Raw genomic sequence first — 18,009 nt, forward strand, 5'->3', positions numbered from 1 at the left:
ACGCGGAAGCCGGAGGCGGGCGCCGAAGCCAGGTTCGGGTGCGGCGGTCAAGCGCGAGCCCTGCAGTCAGGCCCAGGGGCGGCAGCCAGGTGCGGGCGCGGAAGCCTGAGGCGGGCGCCGAAGCCGGGTTCGGGTGCGGTGGCCAAGCATGGGCCCTGCGGTTAGGCCCGGGGAGCGCGGCCAGGCGCGGACGCCGACGCCGGACGCGGCGCCGATGCCGGATTCAGGTGCGGTGGCTAGGCACGGCGGCGGTGGGCGGACGCGGACGCCACGGTCAGGCGCGGACGCCGCGCGCTGCGGGTCAGACGCGGGCGCTGCGGGGCGTAAGGAGACGGCCGCCGGGGACGGCGTGAGCTAAGTGCGGCCTAGGAGTGAGCTCCGATTCGGCACTCCAGGTGCGAACGCCGCCGGAGAGCAGGCTGCGCTCGAACAGCCGAGGTGCACGGCTGGGGCGGAGAGGAGGGAGACGGACGTGGGGTGGGCAGGGGGGGAGGGGGGGAGGGGCGGGGGGGGGCGGGGGCGGGGGCGGGGGTGGCAAAGCGAAAGGCGAGCGCCGAGCCTGGAAGGCCCGGGGCTCGGAACCGAGGAAGCACAGGCCAAAAGCCAGACGAAGACCAAAGCGCAGAGCCAGGCAAAAGGAGGACATCGACGCAGTGACTTGGCCACCTCGGTCCACACACAGGAACCGATGCCTCCGGCCAAGCCTCGGCTGTTTGTTGTTCCCAGCCAGCCCCGACCAGCTTCTATCCAGCTCCCGCCAACGAGAGAGCCCTTCGCCCCGGCTACGACACGACAGGACACGCCCCACTGGATGGGGGCCGCCGGCTCCCACACCCAGCCCCGGCTCATCGCCCCACGTCAGCCAGTTTGGCGCGGAGCTGGAGTACGGACTTGGTGTGGATCTGACTGACCCGGCTCTCGGTGACCCCGAGGACGTTGCCGATCTCGGCGAGCGTAAGGCCCTCGTAGTAGTAGAGCGTCACGACGGTCTTCTCCCGCTCAGGAAGCGTGTTGATGGCCCTCGCGAGCAGCCGCCGCAGCTCGCGGTCCTCGGCCACCTCGACCGGGTTGTCGGCAGCCGTGTCCTCCAAGGTGTCCATCAGGCTCAACCGGTCCCCGCCCTCGCCGCCGACGTGCAGCAGCTCCTCCAGGGCGACGACGTTGGCCAGGGACAGTTGGCTGAAGACCCCGTGGAGTTCCTCCAAGGCGATGCCCATTTCCGAGGCCACCTCCGCCTCGGTCGGGGTACGCCGTAGCTGGGCCTCCAGCGTGGCGTACGCCCGCTCGACCGCCCTGGCCTTCTGCCGTACCGACCGCGGGATCCAGTCCAGGGCACGCAGTTCGTCGATCATCGCGCCCCGGATGCGGGTGATGGCGTACGTCTCGAACTTGATCGACCGCTCGGGATCGAACTTCTCGATGGCGTCGATGAGCCCGAAGACTCCGGAGGAGACGAAGTCGGCCTGTTCGACGTTGGGCGGCAGGCCGACACTGACGCGGCCGGCGACGTACTTCACCAGGGGCGAGTAGTGCAGGATCAGCTGCTCGCGCAGCCGCCCGTCGCCCGAGATCTTGTAGGCGCGCCACAGCTCCTCCAGCGAGGTGGGCGCGGCGGGGCGCACGCTACCGCGCGCGGCGGGGGGCGCGGCCGCGCGGTCGGACCCGGAGGTGTGCTGGGGCATTCGTTGCCTTGAGCCGTTCTGCCGAAACACTGGGGAACACGTGCGTGAGGTTCAATTACTCGTGAGCGTAGCGTGACTGCAGTGTCGCGATGCGCGATGAAGGGTCGACCGGGAGTGCGCAGATACGTTCCGCTGCCCGCACCCCCGGGTTACAGGAGGCGACGCCGATTCCACTCGCAGGGGGATGGAAGCGTCGTTACGGGCGCCCGGCGCACGCTCCCCGCACGCGGCTTCACCACTGATCGCCACAGTGACGACCGATGCGCCTCATCGCCGTCCAGCGGCGCCAGGACTCCGTAAACAAAAACGCACCAAACCCGACCCTTACTGTCATTCCCCCCACCTTTTCACCCGTTCGCCACAGGTCAAGCACCGCCCCTCCGGGGCCCTACGGTGCCCGCAGGACACCGTGCCAACTCCCAGACAGCTCCACACCTTTGAACGAATCCCAGCGACTGCAGCTCGAAGAGCTTGCCCTGCGTGACTTCCTCTGCCGTACCCGAGTCCCGCGCCAGTCGCCGCGAGTCCGCACCGCCCCGCGCGGGGACGGCTTCGAGCACCCGGGACGCCACCGGATCAAGGAGATCACGCGCCAGGGTCGGCCCACGCTGCGCGGGAGCCAGATCACCGATGCTGCCGACCAGCTCGATCACCTCGGCGGCTTCGGTCACCACTACGGCCTCGCCACGCAGCAGTTGGTGCACACCCGCCGACAGCCCGCTGGTGACCGGCCCCGGCATCCCCATGGTGAACCGGCCCAGCTCCGTCGCGCGCCGGGCGGTGACCAGCGATCCGCTGCGCAGTTCGGCTTCTACGACGACGGTGCCACGGGTGAGGGCCGCGATCACTCGGTTCCGCATGATGAATCGACTCCGGGTCGGGTGGTCTCCCGGTGGCAACTCCGCGATCACCAAGCCCTGTTCCGCGAGCCGATGGATCAACTCGGTATGTCCCCGCGGGTAGGCGTAGTCGACGCCGGAAGCCAGCACTGCGACCGAGGCCCCTTTCGCCGCCAGGGCGCCTCGATGAGCCGCGCCATCCACTCCGTAAGCAGCTCCTGACACCACCGTCCAGCCACGGTCGGCCAGGCCGGCACTGAGGGTGGCCGCCAAGTGAGCGCCGTACTCCGTGCAGGCACGAGCGCCGACGACCGCGACTGACCGTAAGGCCCACATGCGCAAGTTCGCGCTTCCGCGCACCCACAGGCCGATGGGTTTGCCATCTCCCAAATCGTCCAACTGTTGTGGCCACTCGTCGTCTCCCGGGCAGACGAACCGGCCGCCGAGTGCAGCGACGGCGGCAAGATCTGCAGCAGCTCTGTCAGCGTCCGCCCGTGTCGCTCGCAGGCGCATACCCTTGTACTTTTCTTCCGACACTCCTGACGGCATGTCCCGCTCGCCGAGCAGGGACTGTACGAGGTGCACCGGCGTCGTCTGCCGCAGCCACCGGCCCACCGCTTCATCACCGGGCTCAGCGATACGCGTCAATGCCGCGCGCGCCGCCCTCTCCTCCTCTCCCACTTCACTCATGCGCCGACTCCCCGACGCTCGTTCGCTGTAGAACAGCCCTCGGTCCCCCGCATGTCCCTCTCCCCTTCTCCTTTTCCGTTTACCGCTTCCTCGTCATCCGAGCAGCGCCGTGTAGCTGAAAGTGGTACCTGGTAACTGATCCGCCACATGTCGCCTTGCCAGGCCGACGCTCGCGGCCAGGCCTCGCCGTCTGCTGTCCGCCTTCATCCATTCGGCCCTAAGCTCGGGCCACCGGGGCTCTCACCCGCCCGAGGTATGGCTGGGCCCGAGACGTGGTTAGGTGCCTGGTCGGAACCCGTTCGTTTCGGGCCGAACTGTGCTCATACGGCTTGCTCCCCCTCGCCTTCCCCCGCCCCGCCCCCGCCCCCTCCTCCCCCTCGACTGTCGTCGGCCGTCAGTCGCCGGTCGCCGGTCGCCGGTCGGCAAACGACGGACGTCGGGCATCGGGCATCGGGCATCGGGCGACCGTCAGCCACCGGACCACCAACCACCCCGTCGTCGCAACACCACAACCACCCCGCCGCGCAACGCCTCCCATACGCATCGCTCGCCGCTCCCAACGCAGCAGCGGCACCCGCGTCACCACACCGACAGCGCCACCGGCAGCGCCACATCGACAGCTCCGCACCGGCAGCGCCATGAGACGCCTACCGCCAGGGCAGCCGACCGGCCCAACGGCCCGGCCGAGGGGGACCACCATCTCCCCTCGCTCACCTCACCCCCGCCGCCGCCAAAGGCACCCCCCGCCTGATGCCCGTGCGGAGTTCCAAGGCCCAGTTGATATCCTCGGCCGTCGGGCGGTCGTGGCCCGCGAGGTCGGCTGAGGTCCAGGCGACCCGGAGTACGCGGTCCATGCCGCGGGCCGTCAGGAGGCCGGTTTCGAGGTCGTGTTCTGCCTGTGCCATCGCGCCCGGGGCGACGTGCCAGCGGGTACGCAATTCGTGGCCCGGGACCTCGCTGTTGGTACTCCATGGCGTGTCCGCGAGCCGGGCTGCCGCGCGGTCGCGGGCGGCTCGTACTCGTTCGGCCACTTCGGCAGTGGTTTCGGCGCTCTGGGCGAGCGAGAGCAGTTCGGAACGTGCGACGGGCTCCACCGCCACCCGTAGGTCGACCCGGTCCATCAGCGGACCCGACAGCCGGGCACGGTAGCGCCGGATGGTGGACGGGCGGCATTCACAGCCGCCTCCGAGTGTGCCGTGGCGCCCACAAGGACAGGGGTTGGCGGCCAGGGCCAGCAGGAACTTCGCCGGCATACGCATCATTCCGGCGGCCCGTGCGACCACGACGTACCCCGACTCCAGCGGCTGTCGTAAAGCGTCCAGCACGCGGGCGTTGCATTCGGCTGCTTCGTCGATGAAAAGAACACCGTGATGTGCCAGCGACACGGCTCCCGGACGCGGAAGGCCACTGCCGCCACCCACCAGCGAGGCCATCGTCGCGCTGTGGTGAGGCGCGCAGTACGGCGGGCGATCCACCAGTGGCTGCCCCGGCGGCAAGGCGCCGGCCACCGAATGCACCGCCGTCACCTCCAAGGACTCCTTGGGCGAAAGGCGGGGAAGCAACCCGGGCAGGCGTTCGGCCAGGAGAGTTTTCCCAGCTCCCGGAGGGCCTAGGAAGAAGATGTGGTGGCGTCCGGCTGCCGCCACCTCCAGGGCTCTTCGTGCGCTGTACTGTCCGGCGACATCCGACAGGTCGGGCAGCCGGTCGCCGCCCATACGCTCCGCTCCCAGTCCGGTACCGGGTACGGTCAGCCCCGCCAGCAGCGAATCCGGGCGCCCTTCGGCGGTCGCGTTGTCTTCCTCCTCTTCCGGCACCGGCTCGTCGGTGAGCACCGCGATCAGTTGCCTGAGGCTGCGTACGCCGAGAACGGAGACCCCCGGGACGAGCGATGCCTCGGCCACGGTCTTCTCCGGTACGACCACCTGGCGGTATCCGGCGTCGGCCGCCGCCAGGACGGCCGGAAGGACTCCGCGCACCGGTCGGACACGGCCGTCCAGTCCCAGCTCGCCGATCATGACGAGGTCGGACAGCTCACGCGGATCGATCCGCTCCGCCGCGCCGAGCACCGCGCAGGCCACGGCGAGGTCGAATCCGCTGCCGCCCTTGGGCACGGAAGCCGGGCTGAGGCCGACGGTGAGCTTCTTCTGCGGCCATTCACCGCCGGAGTTCACGACGGCGGCCCGTACCCTGTCCCGCGATTCGATCAAGCTCTTGTCCGGCAGTCCGACGAGCGCGAAGGCCGCCACCCCCGGCTCCAGGTCCGCCTGGACCTCCACGACCACGCCTTCGACGCCGACCAGCGCTACCGAGCACGTACGGGCGAATCCCATGTCAGGTCACTCCCCGCACATGCTCCAGAAGCGGTGCACCGCGCGACGGCAGCAGCACTCCGACCACGTCGATGCGCACTCCGCCGGGCGGCGGGCCGCCATGCTCCTCCAGCCAGCGCTCCGCCAGGCGCAGAAGGCGGGCGGCCTTCTCCGGTCGTACGGCTGCCATGGGGTGTTCGTACGAGCCCGCACGGCGGGCCTTGACCTCGCAGAGCACCAGGGCGTCACCGTCGGCTGCCACGATGTCGACCTCGCCGTCCTGGCATCGCCAGTTGCGGTCCAGGATGCGCATGCCGACCGTGGTCAGGTGGCGTGCGGCCAGGTCTTCCCCGTAACGTCCGAGCGCTCGGCGTGCGCTGGTGACGGGCAGGTCGTAGGGAGCGGCGGCCGGTCCGACGGGATGTCGGAAGCGGCGGGGGCGGGAGCGTCGGGAGGCGGCCCGGGCGACGGTACGGGAACCGGGTGGGCCGTCTCCGCAGCTTGTCACCGTCCGGCCGCTCCGGACTCGCGGTGCGCCACCGCATGACTCCCGCGGTGCGCCGCTCAGTCCTCGCGGCGTCTCCCCCAGGGGTGACGAACCACGCGGATGCTCCTGCGGGTCCGACTCACACCGGTCTGGTCGGTGATTCTTCTCGTTCGTGGCGTTCACTCGGCACCACCTCCGGCACCGACTGTGACGCTTCAGCCACGAGCTGTTGGATCTTGGTGGACTACCGAGCGGTTGTGGACAACTCCGTCACTCGGCCCGGTGAAGCCCCAGCCTCTCCGAGCCCCGTAGAACCCGCGCCGAGCTCGGCGCGCGCCCGTCTCGACCGGCTCGGCGGCGTCTCAGCTCCCCGGAAGGTCCAGGTCGCTCTTGTTCAGCTCCTCGATGTTCACGTCCTTGAACGTCAACACGCGTACCTGCTTCACGAAACGAGCCGGCCGGTACATGTCCCAGACCCACGCATCAGCCATCGAGACCTCGAAGAAGACCTCACCCTGCACGGAGTGCACCTGCATCTCGTAGTCGTTCGTGAGGTAGAAGCGACGCTCGGTCTCGATCACATACTTGAACAGCCCGACGACATCGCGGTACTCCCGGTAGAGCTTCAGCTCCATCTCGGTCTCGTACTTTTCGAGGTCCTCGGCGCTCATGGCAGATCCCCTTCAGCCGTGCGTCCCCCTATTGTGCGTCAGACGCTCTCGGTAGCCAGCAGCACCGGCGCGTCAGGGGGCCCTTCGTCGAGCAGCCTGCGCAGCAGCTCGACGAATCCCGTCGGATACACCGTCTCATGCGACGCGGAAAGATCTTCCAAAGTCCACCACCTCAGTCCCGACACGCTGCGCCGCTCAAGATCTGTCTGCCCCGACATCTCGGTTGCAGTCCGGTCGGTACGAGCCAGGTAGTACCACTCGTCCTGTTCCCAGCGCCTGCCGTCGAAGGGAAAGGCGCAGCGCCGCTTCCACAGCAGCGGCCCGAGCCGTACGTCGGTGATGCCCGTCTCTTCAGCCAGCTCCCTGCGTGCGGCCTCCTCGCGGGTCTCCTCGCCCTCCAGACCGCCGCCCGGCGTGAACAACCAGGTACGGGCCGGATCGCTGGGTTCGTAGCCGTTCAGCAACAGGACCCGGTCGTCCCCGTCGAGCAGCACCACCCGTGAGACCTGGCGCACCTCCACCGGCAGCTTCCCGACCGTCTCAGACACCTCAGGGGTCTCATACGCCATGTCATCACCCATCGCATCAGAGCCCGTCACGTCAGCCATTCCTGCGCCTCCCCCATCGCGCCAGCGGCCCGTACGCCGCTCCACCCAGGATCATCACCGCTCCGACGACTATCGCGACAACGATGACGCGTACCGGCCCGGGCTGCGAGGTGCCCCCGGGCATCGCCGCGAAGCTCTCCGGCCGTTCCACCACGCCCATGCTGCCGACCGGCCACGCCCTGGCGTCCACCCGCGCGTCCACGGCCTTGCGTGACACGGAGCCGTGGTCGGCGTCCTTGAGGTGTGTGCGGGAATCCAGGGAGTCGTTGCGGTGATCTCCCAGGAGGAAAAGCTGGCCCACCGGCACCTTCGAGCTGAAGCCGGTCGGTGAGGCCGGGCCCGTGGCGTGCAGATACGGTTCTTCGACGGGCTTGCCGTTGATCGTCAGCCGGCCGTCCTTGCTGCAGCAGGCGACCGTGTCGCCGCCCACTCCGACGACCCGCTTGATCATCGGCACATCGCCCCACACCGCGTCCCGGAAGACCACGACGTCCCCGCGCCGCACCTCGGAGCCGTCCACCCGCTCGGCCAGCACCCGGTCCCCCACCCCGATCGTCGGAGCCATCGAGTCGGTCGGCACCGTGTAGGGACGGTAGGTCAGTGCCCCCCATACGAAGCCGCCCAGGAACAGCACACAGCCGACGGCCACGACCAGACCGGACAGCACACTGCCCGTCGTCCGGCCGCGGCCGTCGCCCGTACCTGCCTTGCTGCTGCTCATCCCAGCGCTCCCGCCCCGCGAACGACCCGCGTCGAAGATCTGGGACGGCACCCTACCCGGGGGTACGTTCCCCAGTCAGCACCATGAGGGTCGGCATCATGAGCCGGGACAGCCCCACGGTGGACGCACGCCACGCTACGACGTTCACCGAGAGAGCATTCGGCGTCGGGCCGCACACCTCGCGCACGGCCCGGCGCGGTCACCCGCTCAGTCGGACGCCCGCTCCACCGGCTGCGCCGCCCGTGCGGTCCGCCTGCGGCGCCGCCACAGCACGATCGGCACCGCGCCCGCGAGACCGAGCGCCGCCGGCGTCGCCGCCATGGCCTTGTTCAGCGCGGGCTGGTCGAAGGTGTCCGGCACCGACAGCCACGACCAGCGGTTGATCGGCCAGGCGATCGTGAAGGCGCGCCCCACGACCTGCTTGGTCTCGACCGTGCCGTTGCCCTTGAGGTTCGTGTGGTAGCGCGAGTCGAGGGAGTCCTGGCGATGGTCACCCATGACCCAGATGCTGTCCTTCGGCACCTTGATCGGCCCGAACGGCTTGTCGCCGCACGGCGTGTTGCCCGGGTAGAGGTACGAGTCCTCCTTCAGGGCCGTGCCGTTGACCTTGACCGGGCCGGTGCCCTGGCACTCCACGGTGTCCCCGCCGACTGCGATGACCCGCTTGATCAGGTCCTTCTCCTCGGCCGACGGCATCAGGCCGATGAAGCTGAGGACCTGCTGGATCGCGTTGGGCTCGGGGGTGGGCACCTCGTTCAGCCAGCCGCCCGGATCGTGGAAGACGACAACCTCGCCACGTTCCGGTTCGGAGCCGAACCAGGGGGTGAGCTTGTCCACGAGCACCCGGTCGCCGCGCTGCAGGGTGTCCTGCATCGAGTCGGACGGGATGGAGAACGCCTGCACCAGGAACGTCTTGATGATCAGCGCGAGGATCAGCGCGATTCCGATGAGGATCGGCAGCTCTTTCCAGAAGGCACGCGGCTTCTTGCCCTTCTTCACGCTGCCGCTCTCCTCCTCGTCCACCGGCTGTTCCTTGTCCAACGGCACTCCCGGGCCCGTCGGCCGACCGGGGCCGGCCGACTGTCCCGGACCCGTCGCCCGTGCCGGGTCCGCCGGTCCTCCCGGCGCTCCGGACGCGGCGGGCTGTACGGACTCACCGTTCCCCGCCGGCTCTTCGGGCTCTTCGGTTCCGGACCGCGCGCCGACCGCCAAGTCCCCCACATCCACTCCTTACTCCACGCCACTGCCTGCCCCGTAGCCGGTGCAGGCCCACCACTCCCATAACGAGCGGGAGTTCCGCAGGGGTCGGGAGTTCGGACAAACCGTCGGAGGACAGACTATGCGGAGCCTGCCCTGCCGTCGCCCTCGCGCCCGGCGCGTCGCGCACGGTCGCATAGGTGTCGGGCTCCTCCAGGCGGCGCCAGTGTCCCACCGGCCAGGCGATGACCACGGCCCGGCCGACCACGTTGTCCACCGAGATCGTCCCACGGTACGGCTCGTCCAGGTGATACCGCGAGTCCGCCGAATTGGAGCGGTGGTCGCCCATCACGAAGATCCGGCCGGCCGGAACCTTGACCTCGAATTTGAATTCCGAGGGCGAATCGCCCGGATGTATGTACGGCTCATTCAAGGGGGTTCCGTTGACCGTGACATGCCCTTGCTTGTCGCAGCACTTGACGGTGTCGCCCCCGACGCCCACCACTCGCTTGATCAGATCCTGCTCGTCGGCCGACGGGAGCAGACCGATGAAGGTCATGAACTCCTTGATCTGCTTGACCACGACCGGATCGTCGGCGGAGGTGACCTGCTCATCCTTCAGCCAGCCCCCGGGGTCCTTGAAGACGACCACGTCACCGCGCTCGGGTTCCGAGCCGAACCAGGGGGTGAGCTTGTCGACCAGGACCCGGTCGCCGATCCGGATGGTCTGTTCCATGGAGCCGGAGGGGATCACGAAGGCCTGGACGAGGAACGTCTTGAGCACCAGCGCGATGGCCAGGGCCACCCCGATGAGGATCGGTATCTCTTTGAGGTAGGAGCGACGCCTGCGCCGTTTGATGCGGCGCGCCTGTCGCCGTCGTGCGGCGCGCCCTCCAGTGGCGGGTCTGGTCGTTCGTGTGCTGACGCGCGCGCCGCCGCCGGCCCCGGCTCCTTCGCCGTACAACCCATCCCCGTGACCTGCGCTTTCGTACGGGCTGCCGGCGTGCCCCGCGTACGAGTCAGCCCTGTAGCCGGTCTCGAAGTCTGAGCTGCGGCCGGTTCCGTAATCGGTTCCGTCGGTTCCGTACTCGGGCCTGAACGAAGCGGACCCGGGCGAGCCGCCCCCGTATGCCTCTTCCCCGTCCGATTCGTCCGCGCTCGCCGCCCCCTGATGCCCGTGCCTGGGCCGCCCCCGGTTACCCATGGCTGCCTGCCGCGCCCGGTATGCCGTCGAAGGCGTGCGGGCGGTGCAGGGCCGTCCAGTGGCCCACCGGCCAGCCGATCCAGTCGGCTCGGCCGATCACCTTGCCGACCGGAACGGTGCCGCCTCCTGGTTCGCCGAGGTGGTCCCGTGAGTCACGTGATCTGCCGCGGTGGTCTCCCATGACCCACAGCTTTCCCTCCGGCACCACGATGTCGAACGCGTCGGAGGACGGTGCGTCCCCCGGGAACAGGTAGTCCTCGTCCACCGGCTCGCCGTTCACCTTGATCCGCCCCCGTTTGTCGCAGCAGGTCACCCGGTCCCCGCCGACGCCGATCACGCGCTTGATGTAGTCGGTGGCCGCGGGCTCGGCCAGCCCCAGCGCCGCGCCCGTCCCCCTGATCAGTCCGGTCACCGGGTTCTCGCCGGGTTCGCTCTGCAGAAACGAACCGGTGCCGTCGAAGACGATCACGTCGCCCCGGCGCGGTTCGCCGCCGAAGCGGTACGCCAGCTTGTTGACCAGCACCCGGTCACCGATCCGCAGGGTGTTCTCCATGGAGGAGCTGGGGATCAGGAAGGGCTGTACGACAAAGGCGCTCAGCAGCAGGACGAAGGCCACGCAGGCCGCGAGCAGCAGAACGGGCCGGTGCCACAGGGCGGACACACCTGCTCCCAGCCAGGACCCGAACCGCCGGATCCGGGACCGGCGCCGTCGCGGTTCCCCTTTCTGGGGCTCCTGGAGCGGCGCGTCCTGAGGCAGCGCCTCCTGGGACGGCGCGTTCCGATCACGCGGTCCGGTGGCCTGATCCGGCCGCTCCCGCGAGTCCGTGTCCCTCTGCGACCGCCCCTCCGCGTCGGCATCCCCTTCAGACCGGCCTCGCGCGCTCCTGGACCCGTCCGGCCGAACGTCCGGCCCAGCGGTCCCCTGCGTACGCCCCGAGGGCCCTGCACCCCGTTCTGCCCGCTCCTCGGACCCGAGCGGCTCGGCCGTCCCGTCCGACCCAGAGGCCCCGGATGCCCCGGATGCCCCGGATGAAGAGTGCGCGGAAAAACGCGCGGAGCGCGACCCCTGCTCCGGCCCCGGTTCTGGGGCGGGAGAGCGGTCGCGCTCCGAAAGCTGTGCGTCGGTGTCCATCGGACCCTGAGCCTATCCGGCCGGTCCAGGACGCCGGACGTCTGTTCAGTTGTCGCGCTTCTCCTTGATCTTCGCGGCCTTGCCGCGCAGCTCACGGAGGTAGTACAGCTTGGCGCGACGCACGTCACCGCGGGTCACCAGCTCGATCTTCTCGACGATCGGGGTGTGCACGGGGAAGGTGCGCTCGACGCCGACGGAGAAGCTGACCTTGCGGACCGTGAAGGTCTCGCGGACGCCCGCGCCCTGGCGGCGGATGACGACGCCCTTGAACTGCTGCACACGGGAGCGGTTGCCCTCGATGACGCGCACGTGGACGTTGACGGTGTCACCCGGGCGGAAGGCCGGGATGTCGCTGCGCAGCGACGCGGAGTCGACGGAGTCGAGAAGGTTCATGACCCACTGCTTTCTTCGTTGATGCCACAGGTCATCAACGGAACTGGAGAATTGCGTTGAGGTTGCCGTTCCGTCGGGCGGGCGTCGTTCCCCCTGTGGCAGGGGCGCGCGCCGGACGCACACAGCAGTGGCCTATTCTTCCACGCCGTCGGTCGTACGCCCAAATCGACCGCCCGTTCCCTCGGCCCACCCGAGGATCGAAAGGGTCTCGCGGTCCTTCTTGTCGAAGGCGGCCGGATCGGCGCGCTCGATCAGGTCGGGACGGTTGCGGTCGGTACGGCGGAACGCTTCGTCCCGGCGCCAGCGGGCGATCTTGCCGTGGTGGCCGCTGAGCAGCACCTCCGGGATGCCACGGCCGCGCCACTCGGGAGGCTTCGTGTAGACGGGTCCTTCCAGGAGGTCCGCCATCGCGCCGGGGGCGAAGGAGTCGTCCTGGTGGGACGCCGAGTTGCCCAGCACGCCGGGCAGCAGCCTGGCGATGGCCTCGACCATCACCAGGACGGGCGCCTCACCGCCGGCCAGGACGTAGTCGCCGATGGAGACCTCGCGGACGTCCACGCGGTCGCCGTACTCCTCGATGACACGGCGGTCGATGCCCTCGTAGCGGGCGGGAGTGAAGACCAGCCAGGGCTTCTCGGAAAGCTCCACGGCGAGCTGCTGGGTGAAGGGCTTGCCGCTCGGCGTGGGGACGACGATGACCGGATCGCCCTCCTGGGAGTCGATGACCGCGTCCAGCGCCTCGCCCCACGGCTCGGGCTTCATGACCATGCCAGGGCCGCCGCCGTACGGCGTGTCGTCCACGGTGTTGTGCTTGTCGTGGGTCCATTCCCGCAGGTCGTGGATGCGGACGTCCAGCTGGCCGCGGGCGCGGGCCTTGCCGACCAGGGAGACGTTCAGCGGTTCCAGGTACTCCGGGAAGATCGTGACGACGTCGAGCCGCATTACACGTCCTCGCCGGTGCCACGGGCCGGGGCGGTGCCCTCCGCCTTCGGGGCCACGGCCGCGTCGGACGCGTCGCGGGCCGAGGCCACCTCGGCCTGGCTGTCGTCGAGCAGGCCGGGCGGGGGGTCGACGACAGCCTTCTGCTCCGCCAGGTCGATCTCCGGCACGATCTCGGAGACGAACGGGATCATGATCTCGCTGCCGTCCGGGCGGCGGACGATCAGCAGGTCCTGATAGGGCAGGTGGGAGATCTCGGCGATCCGGCCGACCTCGGTGCCGTCGCGGGTGACCACGTCGAGGTCGACGAGCTGGTGGTCGTAGAACTCCTCGGGGTCCTCGGGGACCTCTTCGGGGTCGACCTCCGCGATCAGCAGCGTGTTCCGCAGCGCTTCGGCGCCCGTGCGGTCCCGTACGCCCTCGAACCGCAGCAGCAGGCGTCCGCTGTGCACCCGGCCGGTCTCGATGGTCAGCGGGCCGGTTGCGGGCGGGTCCGTGGCCAGTACGGCGCCGGGCGCGAGCCGCAGCTCCGGCTCGTCGGTACGCACCTCGACGGTGACCTCGCCCTTGATGCCGTGGGCGCGGCCGATCCGCGCGACTACCAGCTGCACAGTGCCCCTCTTCGCGGCCGGCCGCCCGCCGCTCGCCGCGGTGGCGGTCCTCGCCTCGTGATTCGTCAATCGGTGATAACGGTCATACGTGCATCGTCGCAGATGCCTACGACGACGGGCCGGGGCGAGCCGTAGCCCTCCCCGGCCCGTGCCGGTACTGCCTGGTCCGGGGAGTGCCCGGTACCCCGGTTCTGCTCAGCGGACCTGGTCCACGTCGACGAGGTCGACCCGGATACCGCGGCCGCCGATGGCGCCTACGACCGTCCGCAGGGCACGCGCGGTGCGGCCGTTGCGGCCGATCACCTTCCCGAGGTCGTCGGGGTGGACCCGGACCTCCAGAACGCGCCCGCGGCGCAGGGTGCGCGAGGCGACCTGCACGTCGTCGGGGTTGTCGACGATGCCCTTTACGAGGTGCTCGAGGGCCTCCTCGAGCATGATCAGGACTCGGTCGACTCGGAGGTGGACTCGGCCTCGGCCTCGTCCGCCTTCTTGTCAGCCTTCTTCGCCTTCGGGGTGATCGCCTCACCCTTCGGCTCGTCGCCGTCCTTGGCCAGAGCCTCGAACAGGGCGCTCTTGTCGGCCTTCGGCTCGGCGACCTTCATCGGCGCCGGGGCGGGCAGGCCCTTGAACTTCTGCCAGTCGCCGGTGACCTTGAGGATGGCCATGACGGGCTCGGTCGGCTGCGCGCCGACACCCAGCCAGTACTGGACACGCTCGGAGTCGACCTCGATGCGCGACGGGTTCTGCACCGGGTGGTACAGGCCGATCTCCTCGATCGCCCGGCCGTCACGGCGGGTGCGGGAGTCGGCGATGATGATGCGGTAGTGAGGCGCGCGGATCTTGCCCAGACGCTTCAGCTTGATCTTGACTGCCACGGGAGTGGTGTCTCCTGGTCTTGACGTGGTTGGGCACAACGGGATGCCACGTGGGGTTGCGGTACTCGGGTGCCCGATGGACGCGCCAGCCGGAGGAGAGAGGGGTCCTGTGCGACTGTCGAGTACAGCTGACCATTGTGCCACACCACTCCAGGTCAGCCGACCGCAGCCACCTCGGGAATCCGGAAGGGCTTGCCGCAGCCGCCGCAGACGATGGGCGCCTGCGCCAGCACGGACGGGACGACCCGGACATTTCGCCCGCAATCGCAGACGGCCTTGACGCGCACGCCACCACCGGAGGAGCCGTGCCGTGCGGCCGGGCCCCGGAAACTGCGGGCACTGTCGGCCGTGGTCGCGGCGGAGTGCGCCTTGAGGGCTCTGGCAAGCCGCTCGATGGTGGGGCGGTAGCGCCTTCTGGCCTCCGGGTTGAGCGTGACCAGCGAGAAGCCGCTGCTCGGGTGCGGCTCGTCGACGTGGTCGAGGCCCAACTCCTCGGCGATGGCGAGGAATCGGCGGTTGTGGTAGCGGCCGGCGCGTGAGGTGTCGCGGACGCCGCGGGCGGCGGCGATGCCGTGGACTGCCTCATGCAGCAGCCGTTCGAAGGAGAGCTCGGCCCCACAGGCGGACGAGGACTCTCCGATCAAGGACTCGGGCGCGGCCAGATCCGGCAGCTCGGGGTGGTGCCGTTGAATGTCGGCCCACGCGAGCGCCAGTTCGGCGGCGAGAACAGGCGGTGTCGTGCTCACGTCGTGACAACGAGCCGAGCCCATCCAGTGTTCCGATTACGGGGCATCTCAAATAATTTGCACGTACCGGTCAGTTTCTGGTCATGGGTTTCGAGGACGGCGTGTGCGCAGAACTGCGGAGAAGACGCGCGTGGGGTGGCAAGCCGGGGCGTACCCGCGCGTACGCCCCGGCGCGTAAAAGATGGGTACGCGCCGGGGCAGCCGTTGCCCGAGGGCCGCGACGTGCCACCGGTGGAGCCCGATGGGGCTCAGTAGGCGCGCGCGACGACCGCGATCGTACCGGGGGCGTCGTCCGTGTCGGGCACCGACCCGTCCTCGGCTACCAGACACCGTACGGTCGCCGCCCGCTCGGCGAGCCGGGCCTCTCCCTCCGGGCCGAGTGCGGCCCACGGGATGCGGGCCCAGCCGCCCGAGGCCGCCGCCTCGACGGCCTCCTCGGCCGTTGTCACGTCCGAGGTGCGCGACTGCCGGCGCTCCCGGGACTGCCGCAGGAGGAGCGCCTGATCCTCCTCCAGGGAGGCGGGGAGCAGTGAGGCGAGCGCGTCGATCCGGACCGGTTCCTTGCCTCCGGGGATACGGCGGACGAGCACTGCGGTGCCGTTCTCCAGGTCGCGCGGGCCGACCTCGACCCGGATCGGCACGCCCTTCAGTTCCCAGTCCACCGCGCGGCGCCCGAAGGGGATGTCCGTACGGTCGTCCACATGGACGCGTACCCCTGCCGCCCTCAGGGTGTCGCCGATCCGCCGGACCTCGGCCAGTACGGCGTCGTCGCCCTTGACCGCGAGGACCACGGCCTGGACCGCAGCCAGCCGGGGCGGGACGCGCAGGCCGTGGTCGTCACCGTGCGACATGACCAGTGCTCCGATCATGCGGGTGGTGCTGCCCCAGGAGGTCTGCCAGACGAGTTCCTGCGTGCCTTCCTTGGAGAGGTACTGCGTGTGGAAGGCGCGCGCGAAGTTCTGGCCCAGTTCGTGGCTGGTGGCCATCTGGAGGGCCTTGCCGTCGCCCATCATCGCTTCGAGGGTGAGGGTGTTGATGGCGCCGGCGAACCGTTCCGCCGGGGTCTTGCGCCCGGCCGTCACGTCGACGGCGAGCACGTTGACCATGAAGTCGGCGTAGACGTCCCGGTGGATGCGGGCGGCGTAGTCGCGGGCCTCCTCATAGGTGGCGTGCGCGGTGTGGCCCTCCTGCCAGAGGAATTCCGTCGTACGGAGGAACACCCGCGGCCGCATCTCCCAACGGACGACGTTGGCCCACTGATTGACGAGCAGGGGGAGATCGCGGTAGCTCTGCACCCACTTGGAGAAGTACTCGTTGACGATGGTCTCGGAGGTGGGCCGGACGACGGCCGGTTCCTCCAGTTCCTTGCCGCCGCCGTGGGTGACCACCGCCAGTTCCGGCGCGAAGCCCTCGACGTGCTCGGCCTCCCTGGTCAGGTAGGACTGCGGGATCAGGAGCGGGAAGTAGGCGTTCTGGGCGCCCGCTTCCTTGATGCGCGCGTCCAGCTCCCGCTGCATCCGCTCCCAGAGCCCGTACCCGTACGGTCGGATGACCATGGTGCCGCGCACCGGCCCGTTGTCGGCCAGCTCGGCCTTGCTGATCAGGTCCTGGTACCAGCGGGGAAAGTCGTCCGCCTGGGGTGTGAGAACGGGAGCCTTTGCCATGGCGCGCATGGTAGGGGCGCGACACCTGGTACCGGCAAACGAAATCGCACCCCGGCGCACTGAGGGGCGCGCGGGAGACAACCCCGGCGCAACCCTGGACTCCGGGCCGGATGGGGAGTTGTCTGGAATGCGGGGGCGCACGACGCGGACACAGGGGCGGGACACGGGGGAGATCGACCACTGACAGCTTCGGGTTCTCGGCGGATTGGGGCGCTTTCGATGACACCCACGCTCGTACGGCATCACCTCCGGCAGTCCGGCTCTCCCGGTTCTCACGACCCATCCGCACCGGCCGGCCCCTGCGGGCGCGCCCGCGACTGGGCCGAGATCCAGGAACGGATGCTGGTGCCGCTGTACGAGGCCGTCTACGACCGGGTGGACGTCGGCCCCCACACCAGGCTGCTGGGCCTGGGGTGCGGGTCCGGGCTCGCGCTGCTGATCGCCGCGGCCCGCGGTGCGCAGGTCTGCGGCGTGGACGCGGACCACGAACGGCTGGATCTGGCGCGGGAACGGCTGACCCCTGACTCCTCGCGCGAAGTCCCTGGCGACACGGCGCGCGCCACGGTACTGGCGTGCGGCGGCCCCGAGCGGGCAGCCGCCCCGGACGGCTCCGCGTTCAATCTGGTGACGGCCTTTCACCCGGTGGGCTGCGTCAGCAGCGTCGAAGGGCTGACGGCTTCGCTGGCGACGGCCGCCGGACTCGCGGAGCGCGGCAGCCCGGTGGTACTGGGTGGCTGGGGGCCGGTGGAGCGGTGTGCCACGGCGAGTGTGCTGCGGGTGGCCCAGCGACTGGCGGACCCGTTGCGCACGGCGGGCGGCTGGCGGCCCAGCGGCCGGGACGATCTTGAGGACTTGGCTGACCGCACAGGGCTGCGGCCCGACGGGTCGGGGCGTGTGGCCTGCCCGTTCGGTTACGGGAGCCTGCCGAGCGCGGTGCGCGGGTTGCTGTCCACGGGGCTGTTCGACGCGGCGCTGGAGGTCACTGAGCAGGCTCAGGTGGAGAAGGAACTGAGTGAGGCGCTGCATCCGCACCAGCGCCCGGACGGCACGGTCTGGATGGCGAACGTGTTCCGCTATCTCATCGCCCGCACGTGACCCTTTCCGCAGCGAGTCCTTCCGCCGCGATGCGCTCCGCCTCTCCGCTGCTTCGGTCCGTACCTCTTCCGCTGCTTCGGTCCCTTGTTCTTCCGGCCCTTTCGGTTCCTCGGGTTCTTGCAGCTCTATCGGCCCTTCCAGCTCTT

At 69.7% G+C, this 18,009-nt stretch carries 18 protein-coding genes; 1 reads left to right on the forward strand and 17 read right to left on the reverse strand.

Going from position 1 to position 18,009, the window contains the following annotated elements:
- Positions 1 to 845: 845 nt before the first annotated feature.
- From whiG to proS, 17 genes are all read right to left on the reverse strand, one after another.
- The gene (gene whiG, locus OEIGOIKO_RS11830; RefSeq protein WP_125054007.1) at positions 846 to 1,682 is read right to left on the reverse strand and encodes an RNA polymerase sigma factor WhiG; all 837 of its coding nucleotides are present in this window, start codon (positions 1,680 to 1,682) and stop codon (positions 846 to 848) included.
- Positions 1,683 to 2,047: 365 nt separating this feature from the next.
- The gene (gene dprA / locus OEIGOIKO_RS11835; protein ID WP_125054008.1) at positions 2,048 to 3,211 is read right to left on the reverse strand and encodes a DNA-processing protein DprA; all 1,164 of its coding nucleotides are present in this window, start codon (positions 3,209 to 3,211) and stop codon (positions 2,048 to 2,050) included.
- Positions 3,212 to 3,921: 710 nt separating this feature from the next.
- Complete coding sequence (locus OEIGOIKO_RS11840) at positions 3,922 to 5,541, reverse strand: YifB family Mg chelatase-like AAA ATPase (protein WP_125054009.1); 1,620 nt, start codon at positions 5,539 to 5,541, stop codon at positions 3,922 to 3,924.
- A 1-nt stretch (position 5,542) separates the two neighbouring features.
- Complete coding sequence (locus OEIGOIKO_RS11845; protein WP_125058648.1) at positions 5,543 to 5,911, reverse strand: YraN family protein; 369 nt, start codon at positions 5,909 to 5,911, stop codon at positions 5,543 to 5,545.
- Between the two features lie 458 nt (positions 5,912 to 6,369).
- Positions 6,370 to 6,678 carry a DUF2469 domain-containing protein gene (locus OEIGOIKO_RS11850; RefSeq protein ID WP_003980220.1) on the reverse strand — a complete coding sequence of 103 codons (309 nt, stop codon included), beginning with the start codon at positions 6,676 to 6,678 and terminating at the stop codon, positions 6,370 to 6,372.
- Positions 6,679 to 6,716: 38 nt separating this feature from the next.
- Positions 6,717 to 7,247, reverse strand: coding sequence for an NUDIX hydrolase (locus tag OEIGOIKO_RS11855; protein ID WP_174857296.1), 531 nt, complete (start codon positions 7,245 to 7,247; stop codon positions 6,717 to 6,719).
- 31 nt (positions 7,248 to 7,278) lie between these two features.
- Complete coding sequence (gene lepB / locus OEIGOIKO_RS11860) at positions 7,279 to 8,007, reverse strand: signal peptidase I (RefSeq protein WP_125054010.1); 729 nt, start codon at positions 8,005 to 8,007, stop codon at positions 7,279 to 7,281.
- Positions 8,008 to 8,214: 207 nt separating this feature from the next.
- Complete coding sequence (gene lepB, locus OEIGOIKO_RS11865; protein WP_125058650.1) at positions 8,215 to 9,219, reverse strand: signal peptidase I; 1,005 nt, start codon at positions 9,217 to 9,219, stop codon at positions 8,215 to 8,217.
- Positions 9,161 to 10,408: a signal peptidase I gene (gene lepB, locus OEIGOIKO_RS11870; RefSeq protein ID WP_371858911.1), complete on the reverse strand. Its 1,248-nt coding sequence runs from the start codon at positions 10,406 to 10,408 to the stop codon at positions 9,161 to 9,163. Before lepB (OEIGOIKO_RS11870) ends, lepB (OEIGOIKO_RS11865) begins: the two co-directional genes overlap by 59 nt.
- Positions 10,401 to 11,165: a signal peptidase I gene (gene lepB, locus OEIGOIKO_RS11875; protein WP_125058651.1), complete on the reverse strand. Its 765-nt coding sequence runs from the start codon at positions 11,163 to 11,165 to the stop codon at positions 10,401 to 10,403. Before lepB (OEIGOIKO_RS11875) ends, lepB (OEIGOIKO_RS11870) begins: the two co-directional genes overlap by 8 nt.
- Before the next feature lie 420 nt (positions 11,166 to 11,585).
- Complete coding sequence (gene rplS / locus OEIGOIKO_RS11885) at positions 11,586 to 11,933, reverse strand: 50S ribosomal protein L19 (RefSeq protein WP_031007308.1); 348 nt, start codon at positions 11,931 to 11,933, stop codon at positions 11,586 to 11,588.
- A gap of 132 nt (positions 11,934 to 12,065) precedes the next feature.
- A complete protein-coding gene (gene trmD / locus OEIGOIKO_RS11890) occupies positions 12,066 to 12,875 on the reverse strand; it encodes a tRNA (guanosine(37)-N1)-methyltransferase TrmD (RefSeq protein WP_125054012.1) in 810 nt (269 codons plus the stop codon).
- Positions 12,875 to 13,483 (reverse strand): ribosome maturation factor RimM, encoded by a 609-nt coding sequence (rimM, locus tag OEIGOIKO_RS11895; protein WP_125054013.1) that lies wholly within the window; start codon positions 13,481 to 13,483, stop codon positions 12,875 to 12,877. The genes trmD and rimM overlap by 1 nt, the downstream gene beginning before the upstream one ends.
- Before the next feature lie 195 nt (positions 13,484 to 13,678).
- Positions 13,679 to 13,918, reverse strand: a complete 240-nt coding sequence (locus tag OEIGOIKO_RS11900; protein WP_003980229.1) for an RNA-binding protein — start codon at positions 13,916 to 13,918, stop codon at positions 13,679 to 13,681.
- A gap of 2 nt (positions 13,919 to 13,920) precedes the next feature.
- Entirely contained in the window at positions 13,921 to 14,358 is a 438-nt protein-coding gene (gene rpsP, locus OEIGOIKO_RS11905; protein ID WP_030018410.1) for a 30S ribosomal protein S16, read from the reverse strand.
- A gap of 155 nt (positions 14,359 to 14,513) precedes the next feature.
- Positions 14,514 to 15,104, reverse strand: a complete 591-nt coding sequence (locus OEIGOIKO_RS11910; protein ID WP_003980231.1) for a hypothetical protein — start codon at positions 15,102 to 15,104, stop codon at positions 14,514 to 14,516.
- A 248-nt stretch (positions 15,105 to 15,352) separates the two neighbouring features.
- A complete protein-coding gene (proS, locus tag OEIGOIKO_RS11915) occupies positions 15,353 to 16,768 on the reverse strand; it encodes a proline--tRNA ligase (protein ID WP_125054014.1) in 1,416 nt (471 codons plus the stop codon).
- A 219-nt stretch (positions 16,769 to 16,987) separates the two neighbouring features.
- Here proS and OEIGOIKO_RS11920 point away from each other — a divergent pair, with 219 nt between their 5' ends.
- Entirely contained in the window at positions 16,988 to 17,863 is an 876-nt protein-coding gene (locus OEIGOIKO_RS11920; RefSeq protein ID WP_125054015.1) for a methyltransferase domain-containing protein, read from the forward strand.
- Positions 17,864 to 18,009: the final 146 nt, after the last annotated feature.

Origin of the sequence: Streptomyces paromomycinus (assembly GCF_003865155.1) — a bacterium.
In the GTDB taxonomy this organism is placed as follows: domain Bacteria; phylum Actinomycetota; class Actinomycetes; order Streptomycetales; family Streptomycetaceae; genus Streptomyces; species Streptomyces chrestomyceticus.

Coding starts and splice junctions, on each gene's coding strand:
- whiG (WP_125054007.1), bottom strand. CDS start 1,682: ATGCCCCAGCACACCTCCGGGTCCGACCGCGCGGCCGCGCCCCCCGCC.
- dprA (WP_125054008.1), bottom strand. CDS start 3,211: ATGAGTGAAGTGGGAGAGGAGGAGAGGGCGGCGCGCGCGGCATTGACG.
- OEIGOIKO_RS11840 (WP_125054009.1), bottom strand. CDS start 5,541: ATGGGATTCGCCCGTACGTGCTCGGTAGCGCTGGTCGGCGTCGAAGGC.
- OEIGOIKO_RS11850 (WP_003980220.1), bottom strand. CDS start 6,678: ATGAGCGCCGAGGACCTCGAAAAGTACGAGACCGAGATGGAGCTGAAG.
- OEIGOIKO_RS11855 (WP_174857296.1), bottom strand. CDS start 7,247: ATGGCGTATGAGACCCCTGAGGTGTCTGAGACGGTCGGGAAGCTGCCG.
- lepB (WP_125054010.1), bottom strand. CDS start 8,007: ATGAGCAGCAGCAAGGCAGGTACGGGCGACGGCCGCGGCCGGACGACG.
- lepB (WP_371858911.1), bottom strand. CDS start 10,408: ATGGGTAACCGGGGGCGGCCCAGGCACGGGCATCAGGGGGCGGCGAGC.
- rplS (WP_031007308.1), bottom strand. CDS start 11,933: ATGAACCTTCTCGACTCCGTCGACTCCGCGTCGCTGCGCAGCGACATC.
- trmD (WP_125054012.1), bottom strand. CDS start 12,875: ATGCGGCTCGACGTCGTCACGATCTTCCCGGAGTACCTGGAACCGCTG.
- OEIGOIKO_RS11900 (WP_003980229.1), bottom strand. CDS start 13,918: ATGCTCGAGGAGGCCCTCGAGCACCTCGTAAAGGGCATCGTCGACAAC.
- proS (WP_125054014.1), bottom strand. CDS start 16,768: ATGGCAAAGGCTCCCGTTCTCACACCCCAGGCGGACGACTTTCCCCGC.
- OEIGOIKO_RS11920 (WP_125054015.1), top strand. CDS start 16,988: ATGACACCCACGCTCGTACGGCATCACCTCCGGCAGTCCGGCTCTCCC.